Source organism: Schaedlerella arabinosiphila (genome assembly GCF_003885045.1).
GTDB classification, from domain to species: Bacteria; Bacillota; Clostridia; order Lachnospirales; family Lachnospiraceae; genus Schaedlerella; species Schaedlerella arabinosiphila.
This window is the reverse complement of record NZ_RHJS01000002.1, coordinates 6,032,925-6,053,797: the sequence shown is the minus strand read 5'-3', so window position 1 is coordinate 6,053,797 and position 20,873 is coordinate 6,032,925. Positions and strand designations below refer to the sequence as shown.

Here is a 20,873-nt window from a genome sequence, read left to right as displayed (position 1 = left end):
CAAATGCCTTTGAAAATCCGGTTTCTTCCCCCGATCCGAAAGGATCTTTACTACTCATCCTCATACACATCTTCCATGAAATCTTCTAAATCCTCAAACGCTTCTTCCATTCCCTCTTTCAGTCTTGCTTTTTCCCGCTTCCGAAACAGCCCGTAGATACAGGGCACTACAAATAGTGTCAGCAGCGTCCCATAGGTCAGTCCGCCGATGGTGACCACCGCCATGGGCTGAACCATATCCGAGCCGGAGCCCACTCCCAGCGCCATTGTAGAAAGCCCCAGTATGGTCGTCAGCGCCGTCATGACGATGGGGCGCAGCCTGGTTCTTCCCGCTTCCACCAGCGCCTCCGTCATCCCGTATCCCGCGGCAACCAGCTGGTTCGTGTAATCAATAAATACGATTCCGTTGTTGACAATGATTCCCGACAGCATAACAAATCCGATCATGGCGATCACGCTCATCAGGCTCCCGGACACCAAAAGCCCCAGAAATCCCCCGGTAAATGCCAGGGGCACCGTAAACATGACGATAAACGGGGAGCGAAGCGACTGGAACTGGGCCACCATGATCAGGTACATGAACACCACCGCCAGGGCCAGCATTTTCATAAGCTCCACCATGGTCTCCCGGATGGTCTCGTCTTCCCCGGTCATCTGGATCGTATAGCCTTCCGGAATCTGATACCTGTTGAGTTCCTTCTGGATTCTGCTGCTGACCAGCCCTACGTTGTCGTCCTCCTCCACTTCTGCGCTGACATTGATATACCGGCTCTGGGCATCCCTGGAAATGGCCTGCAGTCCCTCGCCGTCCTCAAAGGCCGCCACATCTTTTAATGGCAGCTTTTCCGTGCTGCCGTCTTCTTTTTTCACATCCAGCACAAGGTTTTTGATATCCTCCCTGGTCAGCTCCTGGTTCTTCTGCTCCTCCACCAGGATGTCGATGGTGGCAGCGTCCATCTCCAGACTGGTGGCGGAAGTCTGATCCCGCAGCTTTGCCGCTAATTCCTGGTAGATCTGCGCCACCGTCAGATTATGGGCAATGGCTTTTGCCTTGTCCACCACGACCCTGAGTTCCCTGGTCACCTCCTCCATGCCGTCCGATACGTTCTGTGTTCCTTTTACATTTGAAACGATCTCAGCCACTTCCCCTGCGATCCTGCGCAGGGTATCCAGCTCATTTCCTTTGATCTGCACGGAGATCCCGGAGCTGCCCAGGGCGCTCATATCCATGTCGGACATGCTCACATTGATCTCCAGGCCCTGCTCCTGCGCCGCCTTTTCCAGTTCTTTCTGCAGCCTGGAATCGGACATGCTCCTGTCCTCACTGACCAGCGCATAGAACTGCACCTCGTTGGAAGCGGAGGAACCGCCCATGACGCCGGATGCACCTGACATGCCGCCTACGTCCTCCACATCGGCAAGCTCCCCGATCTGCGCGGCAAATGCGTCCGCAGCCTGGGCTGTTTCCGACAGCGGCGTGCCCTCCGGCGTTGAAACGGTCATGCTGATCTCCGTACTCTGCATGGATGGCATGAACTGGGTTCCCCGGGAAATCAACAGGACGCCGCTCACTATAAACAGGGCCAGCGCGCCTGCGAGTACCACAAGCTTTCCTTTCAGCGCGATCCGCAGCAGCCTTTCGTATCCATTCTGGATTGCCACAAACAGGCGGGTCTCCTTCTGCTGCGTCTTACGCAGAAGCCCGGCGGACATCATGGGCACCAGACTCAGCGCCACCACCAGGCTCGCCAGCAGGGAGTAGGCGATGGTCAGCCCCATGTCCACAAACAACTGCCTGGCAATACCTTCCGTAAATACGATGGGCAAAAAGACGCACACCGTGGTCAGTGTGGAAGCCGCAATGGCGCCGGCCACTTCCTTTGCCCCCATGACCGCCGCTTTTTTTGCAGACACGCCTTCTTCATTGCGCATCCGGTAAATGTTTTCGATCACGACGATGGAGTTGTCCACCAGCATTCCCACGCCCAGCGCCAGGCCGGACAGGGAGATCACATTCATCGTCACTCCGCTGAAATACATCAGCACAATGGCGGTCAGGATACTGATCGGGATCGAGCAGGCGATGACAAAGGTGGGCCGGATATCCCGCAGAAATACCAGCAGGATCAGGATCGCAAGCACCGCGCCAAACACCAGGTTCTGCAGCACGGAGCCGACTACCATGTCAATGTACACGCCCTGGTTCATCAGCACCACGGTATGTATATCCTTGTTCTTTTTCTGGATCTGATCCAATCGTTCCAGAACCCGGTCCGTCACATCCCCGGTGGAATAGCCGGTCTGCTTCTGGATCTGGAACAGAATGCCGTTTTCCCCGTTTATTTTTGCGTAGGTCTCATCCGCATTGTCCATCCGCTCCACATCCGCGATGTCGGAAAGCCGGATGGGGTTGATGCCCTCCCGCTCTACGAGTACCAGATTCCGCAGCTCTTCTATGGAAGAAAATTTATCGCCCACGCGGATAAGGAAGTCAATGCCGTCCTCCTGCACATAGCCCGCCGGCATGTTGAAATTCTGCGCGGTCAATAGTGTCTGCACGGTCTCTCCCGTCAGCAATGCTTCCATATCCGCACCGGCGCTGGCCGTGTCCTTGGCTTTCTTCAGTTCCTCTTCCTGCGCCTGGATGGCCGTTTCCCCCACCGCAAGCTGGGCGGATACGGTGCTCATCTCCAGCGCCGCCGTCAGTTGGGCCGCGCCGATCTGGGCCCTTGCCTGGGCCAGGGTGAGGGTTCCCGCATTCAGTTGGGCTTCCGCCTGGTTCAGCATGGTTTCCCCCATGTCCAGCTCCGCCTGCTTGTCCGAAATGAGCTGCCGGTTGGAGCCGATCTGGGCAAGCCCCTCATTGATCACTCCCATAGTCGAATCATACTGATCCAGAAGTGCAAGCTGGGAAGCCAGCGCTGCCTGGGCAAGCTGGAGCTGCGCCAGCTTCTCCAGATCCGTACCGTCCGGAATCGAGATGTCGGGGATGCCGCCGGGCAGCATGTTATCGGGGATACCTCCGGGGATCGTGATCGTTGTACCGTCCGGCAGTGTCACCTCCGTGCCCCCTGGATTCGGGTTGGGCTGCGTCCCAGTGCCGCCTCCTCCTGCTCCCGGAATGCCTGTACCGTTTCCTCCTGTCTCCGGAATGCCCGTACCGTTTTCTCCTGCTCCCGGAGTGCCGCTGCCGTCCCCGGCGGAACCGGGATTGTCCGTCCCGCCGCCTGCGGGGGGCTGCTCTCCTGCGTCGCCGCCCTGCTGCCCCATGGAAGCCAGAAGATCCTGGATCTCTTTCTGAACCTGCTGATACTCCGCTTCGATCTCGCCCCTGCGGCTGTTGAAGTCTTCCAGCTCCTGCTTCTGCTCGTTCAACGCCTGTTCACTGGCGTCCAGTCCTGCCGCCGCGATCTGGAGGGTAGTGCGCGCAAGCTCCAACTGGCTCTTTTTTTCTTTGATCTCGAGACGGCCCTGCATCAGCTCCGCGTCCCCCTGAGCGATCTGCTGCTCTGCCGCAGAAAGCTGTCCTGCCGCCGCGCCTGCCCCGGCCTCCAACTGGTTCTTCCCGTCCTCGACCTGGGCTTTGGCATCGGCCAATGCATCCTCCGCCTCTTTGAACTTTCTGTCAAGCTGGTTCTGCACGCTGGCATCCACGCTGCTGACCTTGGCCTTCTTGATCGTCACCCGGATCGTCTCCTCCACGTCTCCGAACAGATTGACCGAGGCTACGCCCTCCAGGCTCTCCAGCTCCGGCTGAACCTCTTCCCTGATAATCCGGGTGGTCTCCGCCGGATCCGCGCCTTCCACGCTGACTGCCGGAACCATCACCGGCAGCATGGTGGGATTCAGTTTCATGATCATCGGGTTGCCCACCGTGTCCGGCCAGTAACCTTTGATCTGATCCAGGCTTTCCCGCATCTCAATGGTGACAGAATCCATATTCGAGGTCTGCTCAAATTCCAAAATAACCGTCGATGCGTTTTCCATGGAGGAAGAGCTCACATTCTTGATGTTGCTGATGGTGGCCATGGCCTGCTCCACCGGTCTTGTGACTGTTGCCTCCACCTCCTCCGGACTGGCTCCCGGGTAGGTTGTCATAACCACCGCATAAGGCAGGTTCATGTCCGGCAGCAGATCCACCGTCATCTTGTCAAAGGACACATATCCCAGGATCAGGACCAGCACTACGGCAACCACTACGGTATATGGCTTCTTTACACTGATTTTTGATAGCATAGGTTTCTCTTACCTCGAATCTTCATATTTTAATGGGCTGTCCGGCAGTCAAATCCTTCCGGACAGATAGATCTCTTTGGGCACGTATGCTTTTACTGCAATCCCGTCCGGAAGATACTCTTCTTGCAAGAGCTGCCCATTCTTCCGGATCACCTGGATTTTTCCCGCCTCCTGAAACGGATACAGCCGTTCCACATAGACCTGCCCCCTGCGGATGATCTCCAGCAGAACGGCTTTCAGTTCTTCCATCCCCTGGCCGGTCTTTGCCGACCCATCCACCGTATAATCCGCCTGGAAATCCCGGAAATTTTCATGCCCGGAGATCAGATCCTGTTTGTTGAACAGCGTGACCACCGGCTTACCCTCCACACCGAGCTGGCGAAGCGTTTCATAGACCACATGCATCTGGGTATCCATCTGGGGGTTGGACACATCCACCACATGGATGATGATGTCCGCATACCGCGCCTCCTCCAGCGTACTTTTGAATGCCTCAATGAGATGGTGGGGCAGCTTCCGTATAAATCCCACCGTATCTGTCAGAAGGATCTTCTGCTTCCCTTCCAGTTCCAGAGCCCTGGTCGTCGTATCCAGTGTGGAAAAGAGCATCGCGTCCTCCAAAATCCCCGCCTGGGTCAGCGCATTTTCTATGCTGCTCTTTCCTGCCGAGGTATAGCCCACCAGGGCCGCCACCTTCATGCATGATTTTTTCCTCTGTGTGCGAATCCGCTCCCGGTGCTGCTCCACCTCCTTTAGTTCCCGCTTCAAGTGGCTGATCCGCTCCCGGATCAGACGCCGGTCCATCTCCAGCTTCTTCTCTCCGGGGCCCCTGGTTCCGATCCCGCCGCCCAGACGGGAAAGAGATCTCCCCAGCCCCGTAAGACGTGCCGCCCGGTAGCGGAGCTGGGCCAGCTCTACCTGGATCTTCCCTTCTCCGGAAACCGCATGGGCGGCGAAGATATCCAGTATCAGCAGCGTCCGGTCTATGACCTTGCATTCCAGTTCTTGCTGCAGGTTGTTGAGCTGCACCGCGGAAAGCTCATCGTCACAGATGATTCCCGATGCATCCTGCTCCCAGATCAGGTCTTTCAGCTCTTCTATCTTTCCTTTTCCGATATAAGTCAGGGGGTGCATGGCCTCCCGGCTCTGGATCAGCCGGCCCGCAGCCGCGGCTCCTGCCGTCCTTGCAAGCTCCTCCAGTTCATCCAGGGATTCCTCCGCCGGCTCACTGTCGTTTAACTGAATCCCGACCAGAATGAACCGCTCTTCCTCCTGTTTCAAATCATATAATTCCATACATGTTCTCCATTTTTTCAGCCAATTTGCGAAGCAGAGTGAATATACGTTACCGTTCACCCAGTCTTTACGCAGCCTTCACAGAATATCTGAAGCTTTACAGCCGGATCACGAATACCGGCAGCGGTGGGTCGTTGCCTCGGTTATAATAGCTGCTGACGATTACCAGCCACTTCCTGGTATCCAGTTCCTTTAAAAATCCCAGCAGGGCGTCCCGCTCTTCATACCCGGTATCTCCGCCGCTGTATATGCACAGGTTCATAACGCCTCCCGGCTTTAGCAGCCCGAGCCCCGCTCTCACCGCACGCAGGCTTGTCTCAGGCCGGGTGGCGATCCTGTGGTCTCCGCCCGGCAGATAGCCGAAGTTAAAGACAATGGCAGACACCTGCCCTTTGACATATTCCTCCATATGCTCGTGCCCGTCCCGGATCAGAACAGCGCGTTCCAGCAGCCCCGCCTGCTTTAGCCTGCGCCGGGTATGCTCCAGCGCTTCCTCCTGGATGTCGAATGCATAGACCCTGCCGCCGGGCCCTGCCATGCGGCACAAAAACTCCGTATCATTGCCGTTTCCCGCCGTTGCGTCTATGCAGCAGTCCTTCTCCACAATAAAATCCCGGAGGAAACGGTGGCAAAATTCCGTGATCTGATATGATTTCTTCATAAAACCGCCTTACCGTGTACTGAGAAATTCCGCTTCTTTCTGCGCATTGGCATCGTCGGGATAAAGGCTTGCGTATTCCGCCATGGCTGCCTTGGCATTTTCCCAATCCAGCTTTTTCTCAAGACAGACTACCCGGTTGAATTTCATTTCCCGGATCACTTCGCTGTAATCTGCCGTCTCTTCCTCCTTCGACCCCCGGGAAACGACTCCGCTCTCCGGAAGGCCCGTCCCCTTGTCAAATGCAGCCAGCGCGGTGTCATAATCTTCCAGCTTCATGGAACTGACCCCGATCAGATTATAGATGATGGGCGTTTCCAGGCCGCCCTCGTCCAATGCCTTTTGAAGATTCTGCCGGGTGCCCTCGTAGTCCTCAAGGGCATAACAGACCATTCCCATTCCCCGGTAAGCCTCGGGCGCCCTTTCGCCCTCTGCCTCGGCCTCCTTTGCCGCCTGCTCAAAGACGGACGCCGCTTTCTCAAAATCGCCCTTCTCCAACAGTTCTGTCCCTTCTTTGATCCCGTTTTTTGAACAGGCTGTGAGGACACACATCAATGCAGCGGACAACACCAGATATCTTATTTTTCTATTTCTCATGCACGCAAGCTCCTTATTTTTTTATTCATAAAATACTTCCCATTACCACTCCGGATACTTCAGAACCCAGAACGAGTTCAGCAGGTTGATCACCAGCACCGCCATGTCGGCAATGATTGCCTCCCTCATGGTGATTCCTCCGGCAAATGCAAGCGCCAGCAGGATCACCTTGATGAAAACGGCAAAGTACAGGTTTTCCCTGACCGTGCGGACCGTTCCCCTGGAAATCCGGATGGCGTTGATAATCCGGGAGGGTTCGTCCTCCATCAGAATGATGTCCGCCGCCTCCAGGGCCGCATCCGATCCAAGCCCGCCCATGGCAATCCCGATATCCGCACGGGCCAGCACCGGCGCATCGTTGATCCCGTCTCCCACAAATGCCAGTTTTTCCGTTTCCATCTGATCGTTCATGATCTCTTCCAACTGGGTCACCTTGTCCTGGGGGAGCAGGTTTGCGTAGACATATTCGATTCCCAGCGCATGGGCCACTTCATTTGCCACATGCTCATTGTCTCCCGTCAGCATCATGACTTCCATATGCTGCTGACGCAGCCAGCGGATGGTATCGCTGACATCCCCGCGCACCCGGTCAGAAATCAGCACATATCCCACATATCTCCTGCCCACCGCGGCATGAACCGCAGTGCCGCTGCCCTTCACTTTCTGAATCTGGATTCCCAGCGCCTCCATAAACCTGTGGTTGCCGGTATAGACCCGCATCCCGTCGATGACGGCTTCGATCCCCAGCCCCGGGCGTTCCTGTATGTACCCGATCCTGGAGGTGTCGATCCCTTTTTCGTAGGCATCCCGCAGGGATAATGCAATGGGATGGCTGGAATATGCCTCCGCATAGGCTGTGATCTCCAGCAGCTGGGCAGCCGTAATTCCCCGCGGGCAGATCTCCTTTAATCCGAATATTCCTTCCGTCAATGTCCCTGTCTTGTCAAAAATAAAGGTTTCTGTCTGGGACAGGGCTTCCAGATAGCTGCCGCCTTTGATCAGCACGCCCTGCCTGGACGCCGCGCCGATCCCTCCCAGAAATGCAATCGGAACCGATACCAGCAGGCCGCAGGGACAGGCCGCAACCAGGAAGATCAGCCCCCGGTAGAACCAGGTCTCCGAGTCCTGTCCGGGAAGCAGCATGGGCGGAAGGAACATGACCAGCAGCCCCAGTACAGTCACAACGGGACTGTAAAGACGGGTAAACCATTCCGCGGAGCTCTGGCTCTCGCCCTTATTTTTCATGGCGCTTTCCACCATGTTCAGGATCTTTGCGGCCGTGGACTCCTCGTACACCCGGGTCACCCGCGCCTCAATCAGGCTGTCCATGTTGATGCTGCCGCTGTAGATCCTGCTGCCCATACTGACGCTTCTGGGCTGAAATTCCCCTGTCAGCGCTTTCTCGTCAATATTGCTGCTGCCCCGCATGACCACCGCGTCCACCGGGATCTTCTCGCCGGGACGGATCACGATGATCTGCCCTGTTCTTAACTCCTCCGGACTGACTGTCTCTTCCCCCAGCCCTCGTTTCCGGTTTGCAAAGGAAGGACGAATATCCATAAACTTTGCGATCGACCGTTTGGTGTGATCCAACGTCATGGTCTCGATCAATTTTCCAATGTGAAAAATCAGCATCGCGGCAACGGCTTCCGCATACCTCCCGGCATACAGCGCGCCGCCGGTAGCCAGCAGCATGAGAAAATTTTCCTCAAAGAGCTGCCGGTGTCTCAGCTTTTTGAGAATCTGCCAGCAGGCATCTGCCGCAAGCACCGCATATGCCAGCAGAACCAATGCCAGCTTCATCTCCTCCGTCACCGCAAGATTCCAGTAATCGTAATGCGCCCCGGCCAGCCAGCCAAAGTATACCGCCAGTCCCGCCGCAAGCTCGATGAACCTGATCTTAACTTCCTTTGCCATCACTTACTCCTGTATATGCTCCATACCCTGATTGATGATCGTCCTGATATGCCCGTCCGCAAGCGCATAGAACACGGTCTTCCCTTCCCTCCGGTTGGTGACCAGCTTCATCTGCTTGAGCACACGGAGCTGGTGCGAGATGGCGGACTGGGTCATATCCAGCGTCTGGGCCAGGTCGCAGACGCACATCTCGCCGCAGAGCAGGATACACAGAATGCGTATCCTTGTGGAATCCCCAAACACCTTAAAGAAATCCGCCAGCTCCTGCAGCTTCTCCACATCCGGCATATGCTCCCGGACGTCCTTCACAATATCTTCGTGAACATGCACAAAATCACAGTGCTCTACTTCTATCTTACCCATATATGCCTATTCTCCTTTTCACGAATTTATTATACGTGAAATACGCAGGCGGGTCAAGCAGACCGGATTTTAAATTTTTATAACCTTTTGGAAGATTTCTATTCACAGCCACTTCACACACATGTGGAAAAGAAACAGGCAGACTTGAGCAAGTTCGCTTGCTGAAGTCTGCCTGTTTTGGTTTTTATCCTTTATACTTAACCTTTCACGGCTCCTGCCGTCACCCCGGCCACCATATATTTTTCCAGGAAGATAAAGACCAGTGCGATGGGAAGCACGGACAGGGCTGCCGCTGCCATCACTTCTCCCCATATGATTGTATATTCTCCCATCAAAGACGCGATGCCTACCGTAACCGTCCATTTCTGCGGCTGTGTAATGAACGTCCTCGCAAACAGAAATTCACTCCATCCCAAGATCGCGGAATATGTGGCAGTTGCCGCAATTCCCGGTGCAGCCAGCGGCAGGATCACCTTTCTGACCGCCCCAAGCCTGCTGCACCCGTCAATCCGGGCCGCCTCCTCCAGCGTAGTCGGAATGCTGTCAAAGTACCCTTTCATCATCCAGGTGGAAAAAGGGATGATAAATGTGATATTGCTTATGATCAGTGACGCATAATTGTTGATCAGCTTCATATTGGTAAACATCATATACAGCGGAACAACCAGCAGCGTTTCCGGCAGCATTCGGACCACAAGAAGAAAAAATCCAAGAAAATTTGTGGACCTGTATTTATACCGCGACATACTGTATGCCGCCATGGTAGAAACAATCAGGGCCGAAACCGTACTAAACGCGGTTACAAAAACCGAATTTCCAAACCAGGTAAGGATGGGATGGGATTCTATGATCTTTTTAAAATTATCCACAGTCATATTTTCCGGCTCCGGCAGCACCCGGACATTATCCAGCAGGGCGCTTCTTGACGTAAATGCGGTTACCGTCATCCAGTACAGCGGAAACGCAAGCACAACGACTGCCAGAAGGATCAGCAGATATGTCCCGGCCCTCCGGATTCTTCTATGATGATATGTATTCATATATCCTCCTTCGTTCTCCCTAAAACAGCGAATCAATAGAACTGTTTCTTCAGCGACGGCATTGCCAGAATCACAAACACGGAACATACAAGCAGGCTGACCATTCCCACCGCCGACGCATACCCCATATTGTAGTACTTGAATGCCTGGTTATATAAGAGCAGCGGCAATGTCTCCGTGGCCTGGTTCGGGCCGCCGCCTGTGATGGTATACACCAGGTCATAGTTCCTGAAGATCCACAGCCCATTCAAAAGAAGGGAGGTTACGATCACCGATTTCAGCGCCGGAAGCGTAATATTTACAAATCTCTGCCACCCATTCGCACCGTCAATACTGGCCGCCTCATAATAATCAGATGAGATCCCCTTTAGTCCTGCAAGGAGCGTCAGCGTGAAAAATGGGTAGCTTTTCCAGATCGTTGCCGTGATCACGGTGATTTTCGCCGTATTGCCCATAGTGATCCACTTTACATTTCTGTCGATCAGATGCATAGACTTCAGGATCATATTGATAATTCCGTAGTTCGCATCGAAAAGCCAGGTGAAAAGGAGTCCAACGATCACACCGGGAATCGGCCACGCCAGCAGGATCAGTGTACGAACACATTTCTGGAACCGGAATTTTTTGTTCAGCAGAAGCGCAAGCCCCAGCCCGATCAGGAAGGAAAGTGACAGCGCCAGAAATGTAAACAGCACGGACCTGCCAAGAGCATTCCAAAAATCAGTATTGGAACATAATTTGGTATAGTTTTCCAGCGTAAGCCCCGGGTCATCTGTCAGGCTTCCAATAAATTTTACATTCTGAAAGCTCAGCTTCACCGTCGTAAATAGAGGGTATATAATCAGAAGCATGGAAAATATTGCTGCGGGCAAAGCAAACGCCAGCGCCATCCTGTGATTTCTTTTCTCACTTTTTGTTTTCATCACTTCAATTCATCCGTAATCTTTGTTTTCATTGCTTCCAGAGTTTCCTCCACATCCGCATATGGCTCCGTAACCATTGTCATCACGCCGTCAATGATATACTGTGTAAACTCACCGTAATTCTTCTCATAACCGGAGGGCAGGATCTCCTGTGCCTTCTCTGCATCCTCCACAAACTGTCCGAGGAATGGATTTTCTGCCAGTATTTCCTCATCAATGGCCCGTTTGCTCGGTGAAGGGGAGCCTACCTTTTCCATATATAATTTCTGGAAATCATCTTCTGCCACCATCTGGATGAAATCCCATACAAGCTCCTTCTCCTCGTCACTGATCGCCGCAGGGATATGCAGGCTGTTGCTCACTGAACCCGGTATATTTTCGAACGGAATCGCCGCCACAAGCAAGTTCGGCTTCACATCCTCCGCCGCACTGTCGATCAGGGACGCAACCCAGGGGCCGTCGAAGATCATGGCCATTTTTCCTTCTACAAAATACTGACGCTTTTGCTCCACGGAAAGCCCTACCGGAGTATAATTATTCTGGAAAAGCGACTGATACAGCTTCAATGCCTCCACGGTCTCTTCTGAGGTCATCGGGGCCAGGTCGCGGTTCTCGGACCATTTTCCTCCCATACCCACGATGAAGGATGTCGCTTCATTATAAAAGTTTGTATCCGTAACCTGGCAGGCACCGAATCCGTAAGTTTCCGGATCCCCGTCTCCATCCTCATCCCTGGTCAAAGCTTTTGCCGCTTCCATAAAGGAATTGATGTCTGTCGGGATATCCAGCTTTGCTTCCTCAAACATGGCCTTGTTGTAATACATGGAATATCCGTTTCCAAGAAGCAGGACACCGTAGTATTCGCCGTCTGCCTGCAGCCCGTCCTGAAGACTGCTCCAATTGTCTAAGATCTCCGTTTTTTCCAGCCGTTCATTCAGCGGTTCAAACCAGCCCATATCCGAAAACTGCGCAAAATACCGGGAGGGAATGTGCGTGATCTGCGGTGCCGTTCCTGCCGCGTACAGCGTGGTCAGCGTATCTACATAGCTGTCAAAAGGCACCTGATACAGGTTGATCTTCACGCCATCATGCCGCTTTTCAAATTCCGCTGTGGCTTCCTCCCAAAATTCCTGAAAACCAGGTTCTGTTGCCTGCCAGCTCGGAAATTCCAATACGATCTCCCCGTCCGATCCGGACATTTCGCTCTTATCCCCGCCGTCCTGTTTCTCTGCTTTGCTTCCGCTTTCATTTTTCGGCGTGCCGCACGCTGCCAGTCCTGCTGCCAGCAGAATACATAATGCGATCCCTGTGATCCTCTTTTTCATATATGTTCTTTTCATGATTGTCCTCCTCTACAAAAATTCATTTTCAAATCCAGGCTCCGCCCTTTCTAAGCGCTGCCTGTATTTCCCTGACCGGAACCTCCCTGGGGCATATCTTTTTCTCCGCGCTGATCGCCGCCGCTGCGCCTGCCGCCTGCCCAAGCGCCATGCAGCTCGGCATAATCCTGGCAGAGGCCAGCGCTTCGGATGTGGCGGAAATGCATCTGCCTGCTACCAGCAAACGGTCGATTCGTCTCGGCACAATACACCGGTACGGGATATCATAGCAATGATCTTCGCTCTGGATGTGGGTAACGCCCCATCCATTGCCCTTCGGATCATGGATGTCGATGCAGTATCCGTTTTTTGCAATGCAGTCTTCAAACTTTCTTCCCTGCAGAACGTCGTCCATTGTCAGGATATACTCCCCTTCCACCCGCCTGGTCTCGCGCACCCCGATTCCATTGGGAACGCTGGTAATATGCGCTTTTTCCATTCCCGGTACATGCGCATTCAAAAACCGGATGATCTTTTTCATCTGCCTTCTTCCTTCGATCTCCGCTTCCGACAATTCCCATGCATCCGCGCCGTTTTTTTCACTGACCCGAACCGTATTTACATAGGTGAGTTCATTTTCACGCATGGTTCCTGCCCAGATATTATGTCCTCCATGCGGAAAAAGATTTTCTTTCAGGATCACATCATCCCACCGGCTTAAGTTTCCGCTGATGTGCAGATTGTATGCATGATCCCCTCCGATCGGGCAGGCAACGATCGGATTTTCCGAAAACAGCGCCGACGCTTTTTCCACATCCACGTCCCCCAGCTTGAACAACAGGCTCATGGCCTGACACAGCCCGTCGCTTTCCCTGCCTGTACTGTACCTTGCTCCTGCGAATTTTGCCAGATCCCCGTCTCCTGTCGTGTCAATAAAGCATCCTGCATGGAATTTCGTCAGGCCGTTTTTATTGGCCGCGGTTATACTGTTCAAACAGCCGCCCTCTACATCCGCAGCACATACAAAAGTATGATAAAGGATGCTGCAGCCGCTTTCCAGAAGCATCTCCTCCGCCGAGATCTTGACCCATTCCGGATCGATCATCGTCACGGAATTGAGGTGCCCTCCCTGCGTCCGGATGTGGCCCAGCGCGGCACGCTCACTGAAAAGACGCTGCATGAGCTCCTCTGCAATCCCCGCCGTCACCTGTTTTCCGTCCCTGTTGAAAAAATCAATGAATGGAAGCCCGGACGCAGCCGTCCCTCCCAAATACGCATTTTTTTCGATCACAAGCACGGACGCCCCTTCCCTGGCGGCTCCAAGTGCGGCCGCAATCCCTGCCGTTCCGCCGCCTGCAACGATCACATCGTACTTTTTCAGATTCATGTTCCAACCCCTTTCCGTTTCATTTTCAGTTATCTTAATCCAGACGTCCATAGATTGAAATATGGTAAACTTTCTATTTTGTTTGATTTCTTTCGAGTTTTTCCAAACGCTTTCTTTTCTTTCCAAAAACAGGTATAATCCAGACAGAAACCCCGAATACTTGTTACAGTTCTCAATCCGCTGTATATACAGATTCCCGGACAGTACAAAGGAGGCAGCCATGGCGAAACCAAAATCTTTTGAGAAAATACTTTTCCATAACTACATGTGCCTGATCGTTGCCGCTGCTTTGCTGATCAGTATTTTCAGCGCCGCCATTGACGCGGCCAATACGCTTTCCAATGAAAAACAGAATATGTACGAATCCTTGAAGCAGGCCCAGATCAATATCAACAATCATACACAGATGATTGATGATTATCTGACGCTTACCCATGCAGATTCCGAACTTCAGACCGCCCTTAAGCAACTGCTTTCCTCTCCCACCGCCTCGCTTCTGACCAAGGTCAATGAAATGCTGTTTTCCGTGGATCTGTTCAAAAAAAATCTGGATTCCGTCCAGATCTTTGCCTATGACAGCCACCGGTTTCTTCCCAGCTTTTCGGCATCCGGCCAATTCAGCAGCGCCCTGTTTTCCGCAGATGGCGTCTCCTCCCAGGAATGGTTTCAAAGCACCCTGGATGCAGGCGGACGAACCTACTGGTTTGTGGATACGGATACTTTTAAAAGGCCGACTTTGTGTGCCGCCCGTATTTTTTTCGATGTAAAAAATGTAACCCGAAGGCTGGGCGTCATCAAGGCTAACGTGTCTGTGGAAAGGCTGATCCGCCATCTCGGCTCCATTTCCTTTGGTGAAAAGGGGTATGTGCTCATGGAAGCTGACGGACAGCTCCTTTTCCCTTATACGGAAGTACCGGACTCCCTGCTCCAAAGCCTGCAGAAAGGCATGGATAAGCCCTCATACTCCCACCTGCACGTGGAATTTCCCATTGTCACCGCAGGCTGGAGGGTGATCGGCAGTATCAGCAGTTGGGAGCTCTATCGGAATACCCTGCAGAATCTTATTTTGATGGCGCTGATTTTTGCTTTTACCCTGCTTCTGGCCGCCCTGCTTTCTAAAATGAACAGCCGGAAAATCTCTCAGCCTGTCAACCGGCTCTGTATGCAGATCCAGAAAATGGAACAGGCCCCCGGCCAGGCACGGCAAAACTGCATTGAAATCAACCAGCTTTATGACGCTTACAATCATATGCTGGCCAGAAACGAAGAACTGATCAGATCCCGTGAGGAAACGCTTCTAAAATTTAAGCAGGCGGAAATGGCAGCGCTCCAGTCGCAGATGAATCCTCATTTTATCTATAATACCCTGGAATCCATCAGCGCCCTGATCGCCACACAGGACAGCCGGCACGCGGGTGAGATGGTCGCCGGGCTGGGCAATTTTCTGAGAAGCAGCCTGAATAACGGGAACAACTATATTTCACTGGAAAAAGAGATCGAGCAGGTATGCTCCTACATCCAGATCCAGAAGCTGCGCTACGCAAACCAGATTGAATTGAAGTTAAATCTCCCTGCTTCCATTCCGGATTACCGGATTATCAAGCTGATCCTGCAGCCCCTGGTAGAAAATTGTATCCTCCACGGTTTTAAAGAGATGGAAGAAACCGGATGGATCACTCTGTCCGTATGGGAAACGGAAGAAACACTGTTTTTGTCCGTGGCCGACAACGGGCTGGGAAGCGATATTGAAATGCTGAACTACCTGGTACGCCGCCGTACGCTCTATAAGGAAGACAACCTGAACTTTTACTGCATTCAGAACGTATACCAGCGGCTCTGCAACTGCTACGGAAATCAGGCGGATCTGGTCTATGAAGAAAATGCCGACGGCGGCGTCACTGCAATCATCCGGATTGCAAAAAGCGTTTTGTAAAGGAGAAGTATATGCTGTATATTGTATTGGTAGACGATGAACAACTGGTGATCCATCATCTGGTGAAGCTGATTTCTACTTTTGATATCCCCCACAAAATTGTGGGAACCGCAAATAATAACCAGCAGGCGCTGCGGATCATCCGGGAAACCCATCCGAATCTGATCATCACCGATATCCGTATGGGAGCCTCCAATGGGCTGGATCTGTGCGATACGCTCCGTGTAACGATGCCCCATGCCAAACTCATTATCTTATCCGGGTTTGATGATTTTGGCTATGCCCAGAAAGCCCTGCGGTACAATGTGTTTAACTATCTGCTGAAACCGGTGAATGAAAAAGAGCTTTATGAACAGCTCTCTCAGATCCACGGGATACTCCGTGAGGAGAAGGAAGCCGAAGCACAGGATTTTTTGCTGAAAAAGCAGCTACTGGAATGCCTGCCGCTGATGCAGGAATGGTTTTTTAAGATCATCCGGGAAAATCTGGAGGATCTGGAGATCATTGACTCTACCTTCCGCCTGTTTGGAATCGATATCCTGAACCGTTCCTATCAGGCCCTCTATATTGATTTTTCACAGGATAACGACGCTCAGGAAATTGAGAAGGATTTTATCAATGTGTCAAAGCTGGCGCAGACTTTGATGCTGTTTACGGTCGATTCCTTTAAGACGATCTATTTCTATGATACCGGCTCCATCACGATCCTGCTTTCTTCAGACCACAGTGATATTGAAACCGTACAGAAGGAGGTGTACCGCATCGCAGACCGAATCCGGCAATATCTGGACTTTAATTATGAGCAGCCGTTTTCCATCGGACTTTCCACGGCTGTGCAGGAGATCGCTTATCTGCGCCAGTCGGTGAAGGATGCCATATCTGCAAGCAAATATTCGTTTTATATTGGATTTAATGAGATCATCTGCATTACGGATGTGGAATTGAGGAGCACCGGTGAAAGCCTGCCGAATTTCAAGTATATCCAGGAGGATCTCCTGAAATATTTAAAGCTGTGCGACATTCCCCACACGGAACAATATCTGAATATTTTTTATTTGAATGTGCTTCAGCTTCACGGTGACCGTTCACTGGCGACCAATAAGTTTTTGGAATTGTACTATTACCTTTCCAATGCGCTGAACCAGGAGTTTACTCTTTCGGAAGCCGTACTCTCGGATGAAATCATCCGAAGGCTCACGGGCTGTACAAATCTGGAGGATATCAAAGGAATTTTTTCAGATTATTTAAGGGAAGTCATACAGGAAATCGGGCATCTGCGCACAAACAAAAGCCAGAAATTTATCGAGAAGGCAAAGGAGTATATCCGCCAGAATTATGCGCATGACATTTCCCTGGAATCCATTGCCGATGAGATCGGCCTGTCGGCCTGTTATCTGAGTACGCTGTACAAAAACATCGAAAAAACCTCAATCAAGGAATATCTCATTGATGTGCGTATTGACGCCTCCAAAAAGTATCTGCAGGACATCAATCTGAAGATCTATGAGGTCGCCGCCAACGTGGGATATACAGATTCCCGGTATTTCAGCCAACTGTTCCGTAAAAAAACCGGATACACGCCGGGCCAATACCGGGAATTTATACAGGAGACATAACGCTCGTTTTCCAGGTTACTGTTTTTTTAGCTATGAGCACTTAACGGATGTCTTGTATCCGTTTACGTGGGATGCATAAAAAACTGTTAGCGAGGTTTTTTCGAGCTTACTGTTTTTTATAGAGGATTCGGATGGAGTTTAAGATGCACAGCATCGCCACACCTGTATCTGCAAAAACTGCCATCCACATATTTGCAAGCCCTGCCAGGCCGAGCACCATGACCGCGGCCTTGATAACCAGGGCGAAGATCACATTCTGTTTTGCGATCCGTCCGGTTGCCTTTGCAATGGACAGCGCCTGTGGGATCGCGCTCATGGCAGAGGTCATAAACACCACGTCTGCCGCCTCGATGGCCGCATCCGCGCCGCTTCCCATGGCCGCCCCCACATCCGCGCCGGCCAGCACAGGCGCGTCGTTGATCCCGTCTCCGACAAACATAACGCTGCCGTGTGTGCTGCGGATCTGTGTCAGTTCCCGGAGCTTCTCCTCCGGAAGCAGCTTTGCATGGACTTCGTCGATCCCGGTCTCTGCCGCAACTGCCTGGGCGGTCTCCGGCCCGTCCCCGGTCAGCATGGCGGTTACGATTCCCTGCCGTTTCATTGCCGTAACCGCGGACTTTGCGTCCTCCTTCACCGTATCCGCTATGATCAGGCTGCCGGCGTATTTTCCATTGACTGCCAGAAACACTTCTGTTCCGCCGCTTTCCGCCCGCTCATCATCTGTGGATATGCCTGCATCTAACAGGAGCGAACGGCTGCCGCAGAGAAGTGTCCCTTCCTCTGCAGCCGCTTCGATGCCCTTTCCTGCGATTTCCTTCACAGAATCCGGCGCCCACGGTGTGATCCCCTGTTTCTGTACTGCCGCCATAATACTGGCCGCAATGGGATGAGTGGAGTTCTGTTCACAGGTTCCCGCCATGGCAAGCACCTGCTCCTCCGCAAATCCTTTCGCGGGAAGTATCCTCTGGAGTTCAAAGTTTCCCTCCGTGACTGTCCCGGTCTTATCCATAACAACCGCTTTCACATTCTGCAGGGCTTCAATCGCAATTCCGCCCTTGAACAGAATCCCCAGCTTGGAACCTGCGCCGATTCCTGAGAAGAACGCAAGGGGTACGCTCAGTACCAGTGCGCATGGACAACTAATGACAAGGAACGTCAGCGCCGTATATACCCAATACTGCCAGTCGCCGGTCACCAGGGACGGAAGGATGGCTGTTGCCGCCGCAAGCGCTACGACAATGGGCGTATAGATTCTGGAAAACCGAGTGATAAAGCGGTCGATTTTCGGCTTGCTTGCGGCCGCATTTTCCACGGAATCCAGGATCTTTGTTACCATGGAATCTTCCAGCGCTTTTTCCACCCGGATTCTGAGAAGGCCGGAGGTATTCACACAGCCGGAGATTACGCTGTCCCCTATTCCCGCCGCAACGGGTACGGGCTCTCCTGTCACCGGAGAGGTATCGATCCGGCTTTCCCCTTCCATGATCGTCCCGTCCAGCGGGATACGGTCTCCAGGACGGACCAGCAGGAGATCGCCGGGCCTTGCCTGCTCTGCCGGGATTACCTGCACTTCACTGCCCTGTACCAGACTGACCACTTCTGGGCGCAGGTCTACGGCGTCCATGATCTGACTTCTGCTGCGCGCGACTGCAATCTCCTCGAACAACTCCCCGACACGGTAAAAGAGCATGACGCCGACCGCTTCCTTATAATCCTGTATGGCAAATGCGCCAAGGGTGGCAATGCTCATCAGAAAATTTTCGTCAAACACATGGCCTTTTGTGAGATTTTTTCCGGCCGTCAACAGGACGTGCCTGCCCAGTATTAAGTATGCTATGACCAGAAGAACCGCGGATACGGCCGGTAAATCCCCTTCCGTCACAATTCCCGCAGCCATGAGCACTGCGCCGATTCCTAGTTCCCAGATGTCTTTTTTGTTCTCTTTGGCTTTTTCTTTTTCTGCTGCTTTTCGTTCCGATGCTGCCTGCTTTGTCTCCTGTTTTGTCAACGTAACGCCGTCTTCGATGGAAGCACAAATTCCCTGGAATACCGGCAGAAGTTCTTCGTCCGTATTCGTCACCACCTGAAGCTGCCTGGTCGCATAGATCAGGTTGGCATAATCCACCTGGGGCAGTTCCTGGATCTTCCGTTCCATCTTCGCCGCACAGTTGGCGCAGCCCAGGTTCTCGATGATGTAGATCTGCTTCTTTACACCGTCAAATGCATGGTTCTCCGGACGGCGTTCTGCCGGCTCATGGTGGTGGCCTTCATGGCTGTGGTGGTGGCCGCAGCCACAGTGCGATTCGGCTGCGTGACTGTGAAGATGTGGTTCGTGACCGTCACCATCATGAGTATGGTCGTGGCCGCAGCCGCAATGCGATTCGGCTGCATGACTGTGAACATGTGGTTCATGACCGTCGCCATCATGAGTATGGTCGTGGCCGCAGCCACAGTGCGATTCGGCTGCATGACTGTGAACATGTGGTTCATGACCGTCGCCATCATGAGTATGGTCGTGGCCGCAGCCACAGTGCGATTCGGCTGCATGACTGTGAACATGTGGTTCATGACCGTCGCCATCATGAGTATGGTCGTGGCCGCAGCCGCAATGCGATTCGGCTGCGTGGCTGTGTGCATGGGACCCATGACCGTCGCCATCATGAGCATGGTCGTGGCCGCAGCCGCAGTGCGACTTGGCTGCGTGGCTGTGTGCATGAGACTCATGGGTATGGCCCTCGTGTGTACAGCCGGGATGCTGATGTTTTCTGTCCTTTTCTATTGTTTCTTCCTTTTGAATTTTTCCTTCTCCCATAATCTCCCTCCAAGTCAAATCTATATCATATGAATAATTGTTCATATGTTCATGTAACCACAAAATAAAACATTTGTCAAGGGAATATAGAAAAAAGGTAGAAAAACTTTGGCACTCAAGAAATGGCCGCTATTTACAATATCACAGACCAGTCAGCCGCAAATTGTAACGGATAATGCCAAACAAAAATACGCCGACACGGCATCCATTCAATGCCATCCCGACGTATTTTTTGCAGGATTTACCCATCAGCTTTTGACGGCCTGCTTATCCCTGATAAGCTTCATCCGTTCGCCGTATTAGAATTATGTCTCATCTTTCCGGCGATTTCCCGGACATCTTCCAGCGTTAAAACAGTCATCATTTCACTGACCTCTTTAACAGATAAGCCGGCGCAAAGCATTTTTTCTGTAAATTCCAGTTCTTTACGCCGGGTTACGTTTTGGGTAACATTTTTTTCAATCTCTTTACCGTATTGTATCTTTTCTTCTTCAAATAACTGTCCAACCTTTGTCATCATAATCCACTCCTTGATCTGTTTGGAATCTTCTGCAGTGATAACCTTGTCCGCGAATACCAGCATTCCGGATAATAGAAAACGCTGCATATTGTCGTCATCCAGCAGCTTTGCCATCTCAAAGCACCATCGGATACATGCCTGCTTTTTTCCTTTCCCTTGTAAGTCAGGGGCAGGATGATAAATTCCATCTGTTCTTCCTTCGTCAATACCTGGTTTCCGTGAAATTTTCAAATTTGTATTTTCCGGCTGAGACGCCA

Annotated in this window: 14 protein-coding genes; 2 read left to right on the top strand and 12 right to left on the bottom strand. The window is 52.5% G+C overall.

Annotated features, from left to right (window positions below; all coding sequences use genetic code 11):
• Nucleotides 1-50: 50 nt before the first annotated feature.
• From EBB54_RS28380 to EBB54_RS28335, 10 genes are all read right to left on the bottom strand, one after another.
• Nucleotides 51-4,235 carry an efflux RND transporter permease subunit gene (locus EBB54_RS28380; protein WP_125130116.1) on the bottom strand — a complete coding sequence of 1,395 codons (4,185 nt, stop codon included), beginning with the start codon at nucleotides 4,233-4,235 and terminating at the stop codon, nucleotides 51-53.
• 48 nt (nucleotides 4,236-4,283) lie between these two features.
• Nucleotides 4,284-5,531: a GTPase HflX gene (hflX, locus tag EBB54_RS28375; RefSeq protein WP_125130114.1), complete on the bottom strand. Its 1,248-nt coding sequence runs from the start codon at nucleotides 5,529-5,531 to the stop codon at nucleotides 4,284-4,286.
• 97 nt (nucleotides 5,532-5,628) lie between these two features.
• Nucleotides 5,629-6,192: a class I SAM-dependent methyltransferase gene (locus tag EBB54_RS28370; protein ID WP_125130112.1), complete on the bottom strand. Its 564-nt coding sequence runs from the start codon at nucleotides 6,190-6,192 to the stop codon at nucleotides 5,629-5,631.
• 9 nt (nucleotides 6,193-6,201) lie between these two features.
• Nucleotides 6,202-6,786 (bottom strand): tetratricopeptide repeat protein, encoded by a 585-nt coding sequence (locus EBB54_RS28365; RefSeq protein WP_125130110.1) that lies wholly within the window; start codon nucleotides 6,784-6,786, stop codon nucleotides 6,202-6,204.
• Between the two features lie 42 nt (nucleotides 6,787-6,828).
• Entirely contained in the window at nucleotides 6,829-8,703 is a 1,875-nt protein-coding gene (locus tag EBB54_RS28360; protein WP_125130108.1) for a heavy metal translocating P-type ATPase, read from the bottom strand.
• Nucleotides 8,704-8,706: 3 nt separating this feature from the next.
• Nucleotides 8,707-9,066, bottom strand: a complete 360-nt coding sequence (locus tag EBB54_RS28355) for an ArsR/SmtB family transcription factor (RefSeq protein WP_004080444.1) — start codon at nucleotides 9,064-9,066, stop codon at nucleotides 8,707-8,709.
• A gap of 197 nt (nucleotides 9,067-9,263) precedes the next feature.
• A complete protein-coding gene (locus EBB54_RS28350) occupies nucleotides 9,264-10,106 on the bottom strand; it encodes a carbohydrate ABC transporter permease (protein ID WP_162307229.1) in 843 nt (280 codons plus the stop codon).
• Nucleotides 10,107-10,138: 32 nt separating this feature from the next.
• Complete coding sequence (locus EBB54_RS28345) at nucleotides 10,139-11,029, bottom strand: carbohydrate ABC transporter permease (protein ID WP_125130104.1); 891 nt, start codon at nucleotides 11,027-11,029, stop codon at nucleotides 10,139-10,141.
• Nucleotides 11,029-12,369, bottom strand: coding sequence for an ABC transporter substrate-binding protein (locus EBB54_RS28340; RefSeq protein ID WP_125130102.1), 1,341 nt, complete (start codon nucleotides 12,367-12,369; stop codon nucleotides 11,029-11,031). Before EBB54_RS28340 ends, EBB54_RS28345 begins: the two co-directional genes overlap by 1 nt.
• 28 nt (nucleotides 12,370-12,397) lie before the next feature.
• The gene (locus EBB54_RS28335; protein WP_162307228.1) at nucleotides 12,398-13,735 is read right to left on the bottom strand and encodes an FAD-dependent oxidoreductase; all 1,338 of its coding nucleotides are present in this window, start codon (nucleotides 13,733-13,735) and stop codon (nucleotides 12,398-12,400) included.
• Nucleotides 13,736-13,955: 220 nt separating this feature from the next.
• Between EBB54_RS28335 and EBB54_RS28330 the strand changes: the two genes are divergently transcribed.
• A complete protein-coding gene (locus EBB54_RS28330; protein ID WP_162307227.1) occupies nucleotides 13,956-15,668 on the top strand; it encodes a cache domain-containing sensor histidine kinase in 1,713 nt (570 codons plus the stop codon).
• An 11-nt stretch (nucleotides 15,669-15,679) separates the two neighbouring features.
• Entirely contained in the window at nucleotides 15,680-17,284 is a 1,605-nt protein-coding gene (locus EBB54_RS28325) for a response regulator (protein WP_125130096.1), read from the top strand.
• A gap of 106 nt (nucleotides 17,285-17,390) precedes the next feature.
• Here the strand turns inward: EBB54_RS28325 and EBB54_RS28320 are convergent, their stop codons facing one another.
• Nucleotides 17,391-20,096: a heavy metal translocating P-type ATPase gene (locus EBB54_RS28320; protein ID WP_125130094.1), complete on the bottom strand. Its 2,706-nt coding sequence runs from the start codon at nucleotides 20,094-20,096 to the stop codon at nucleotides 17,391-17,393.
• Nucleotides 20,097-20,379: 283 nt separating this feature from the next.
• Complete coding sequence (locus tag EBB54_RS28315; RefSeq protein ID WP_193554394.1) at nucleotides 20,380-20,730, bottom strand: hypothetical protein; 351 nt, start codon at nucleotides 20,728-20,730, stop codon at nucleotides 20,380-20,382.
• Between the last annotated feature and the right edge of the window lie 143 nt (nucleotides 20,731-20,873).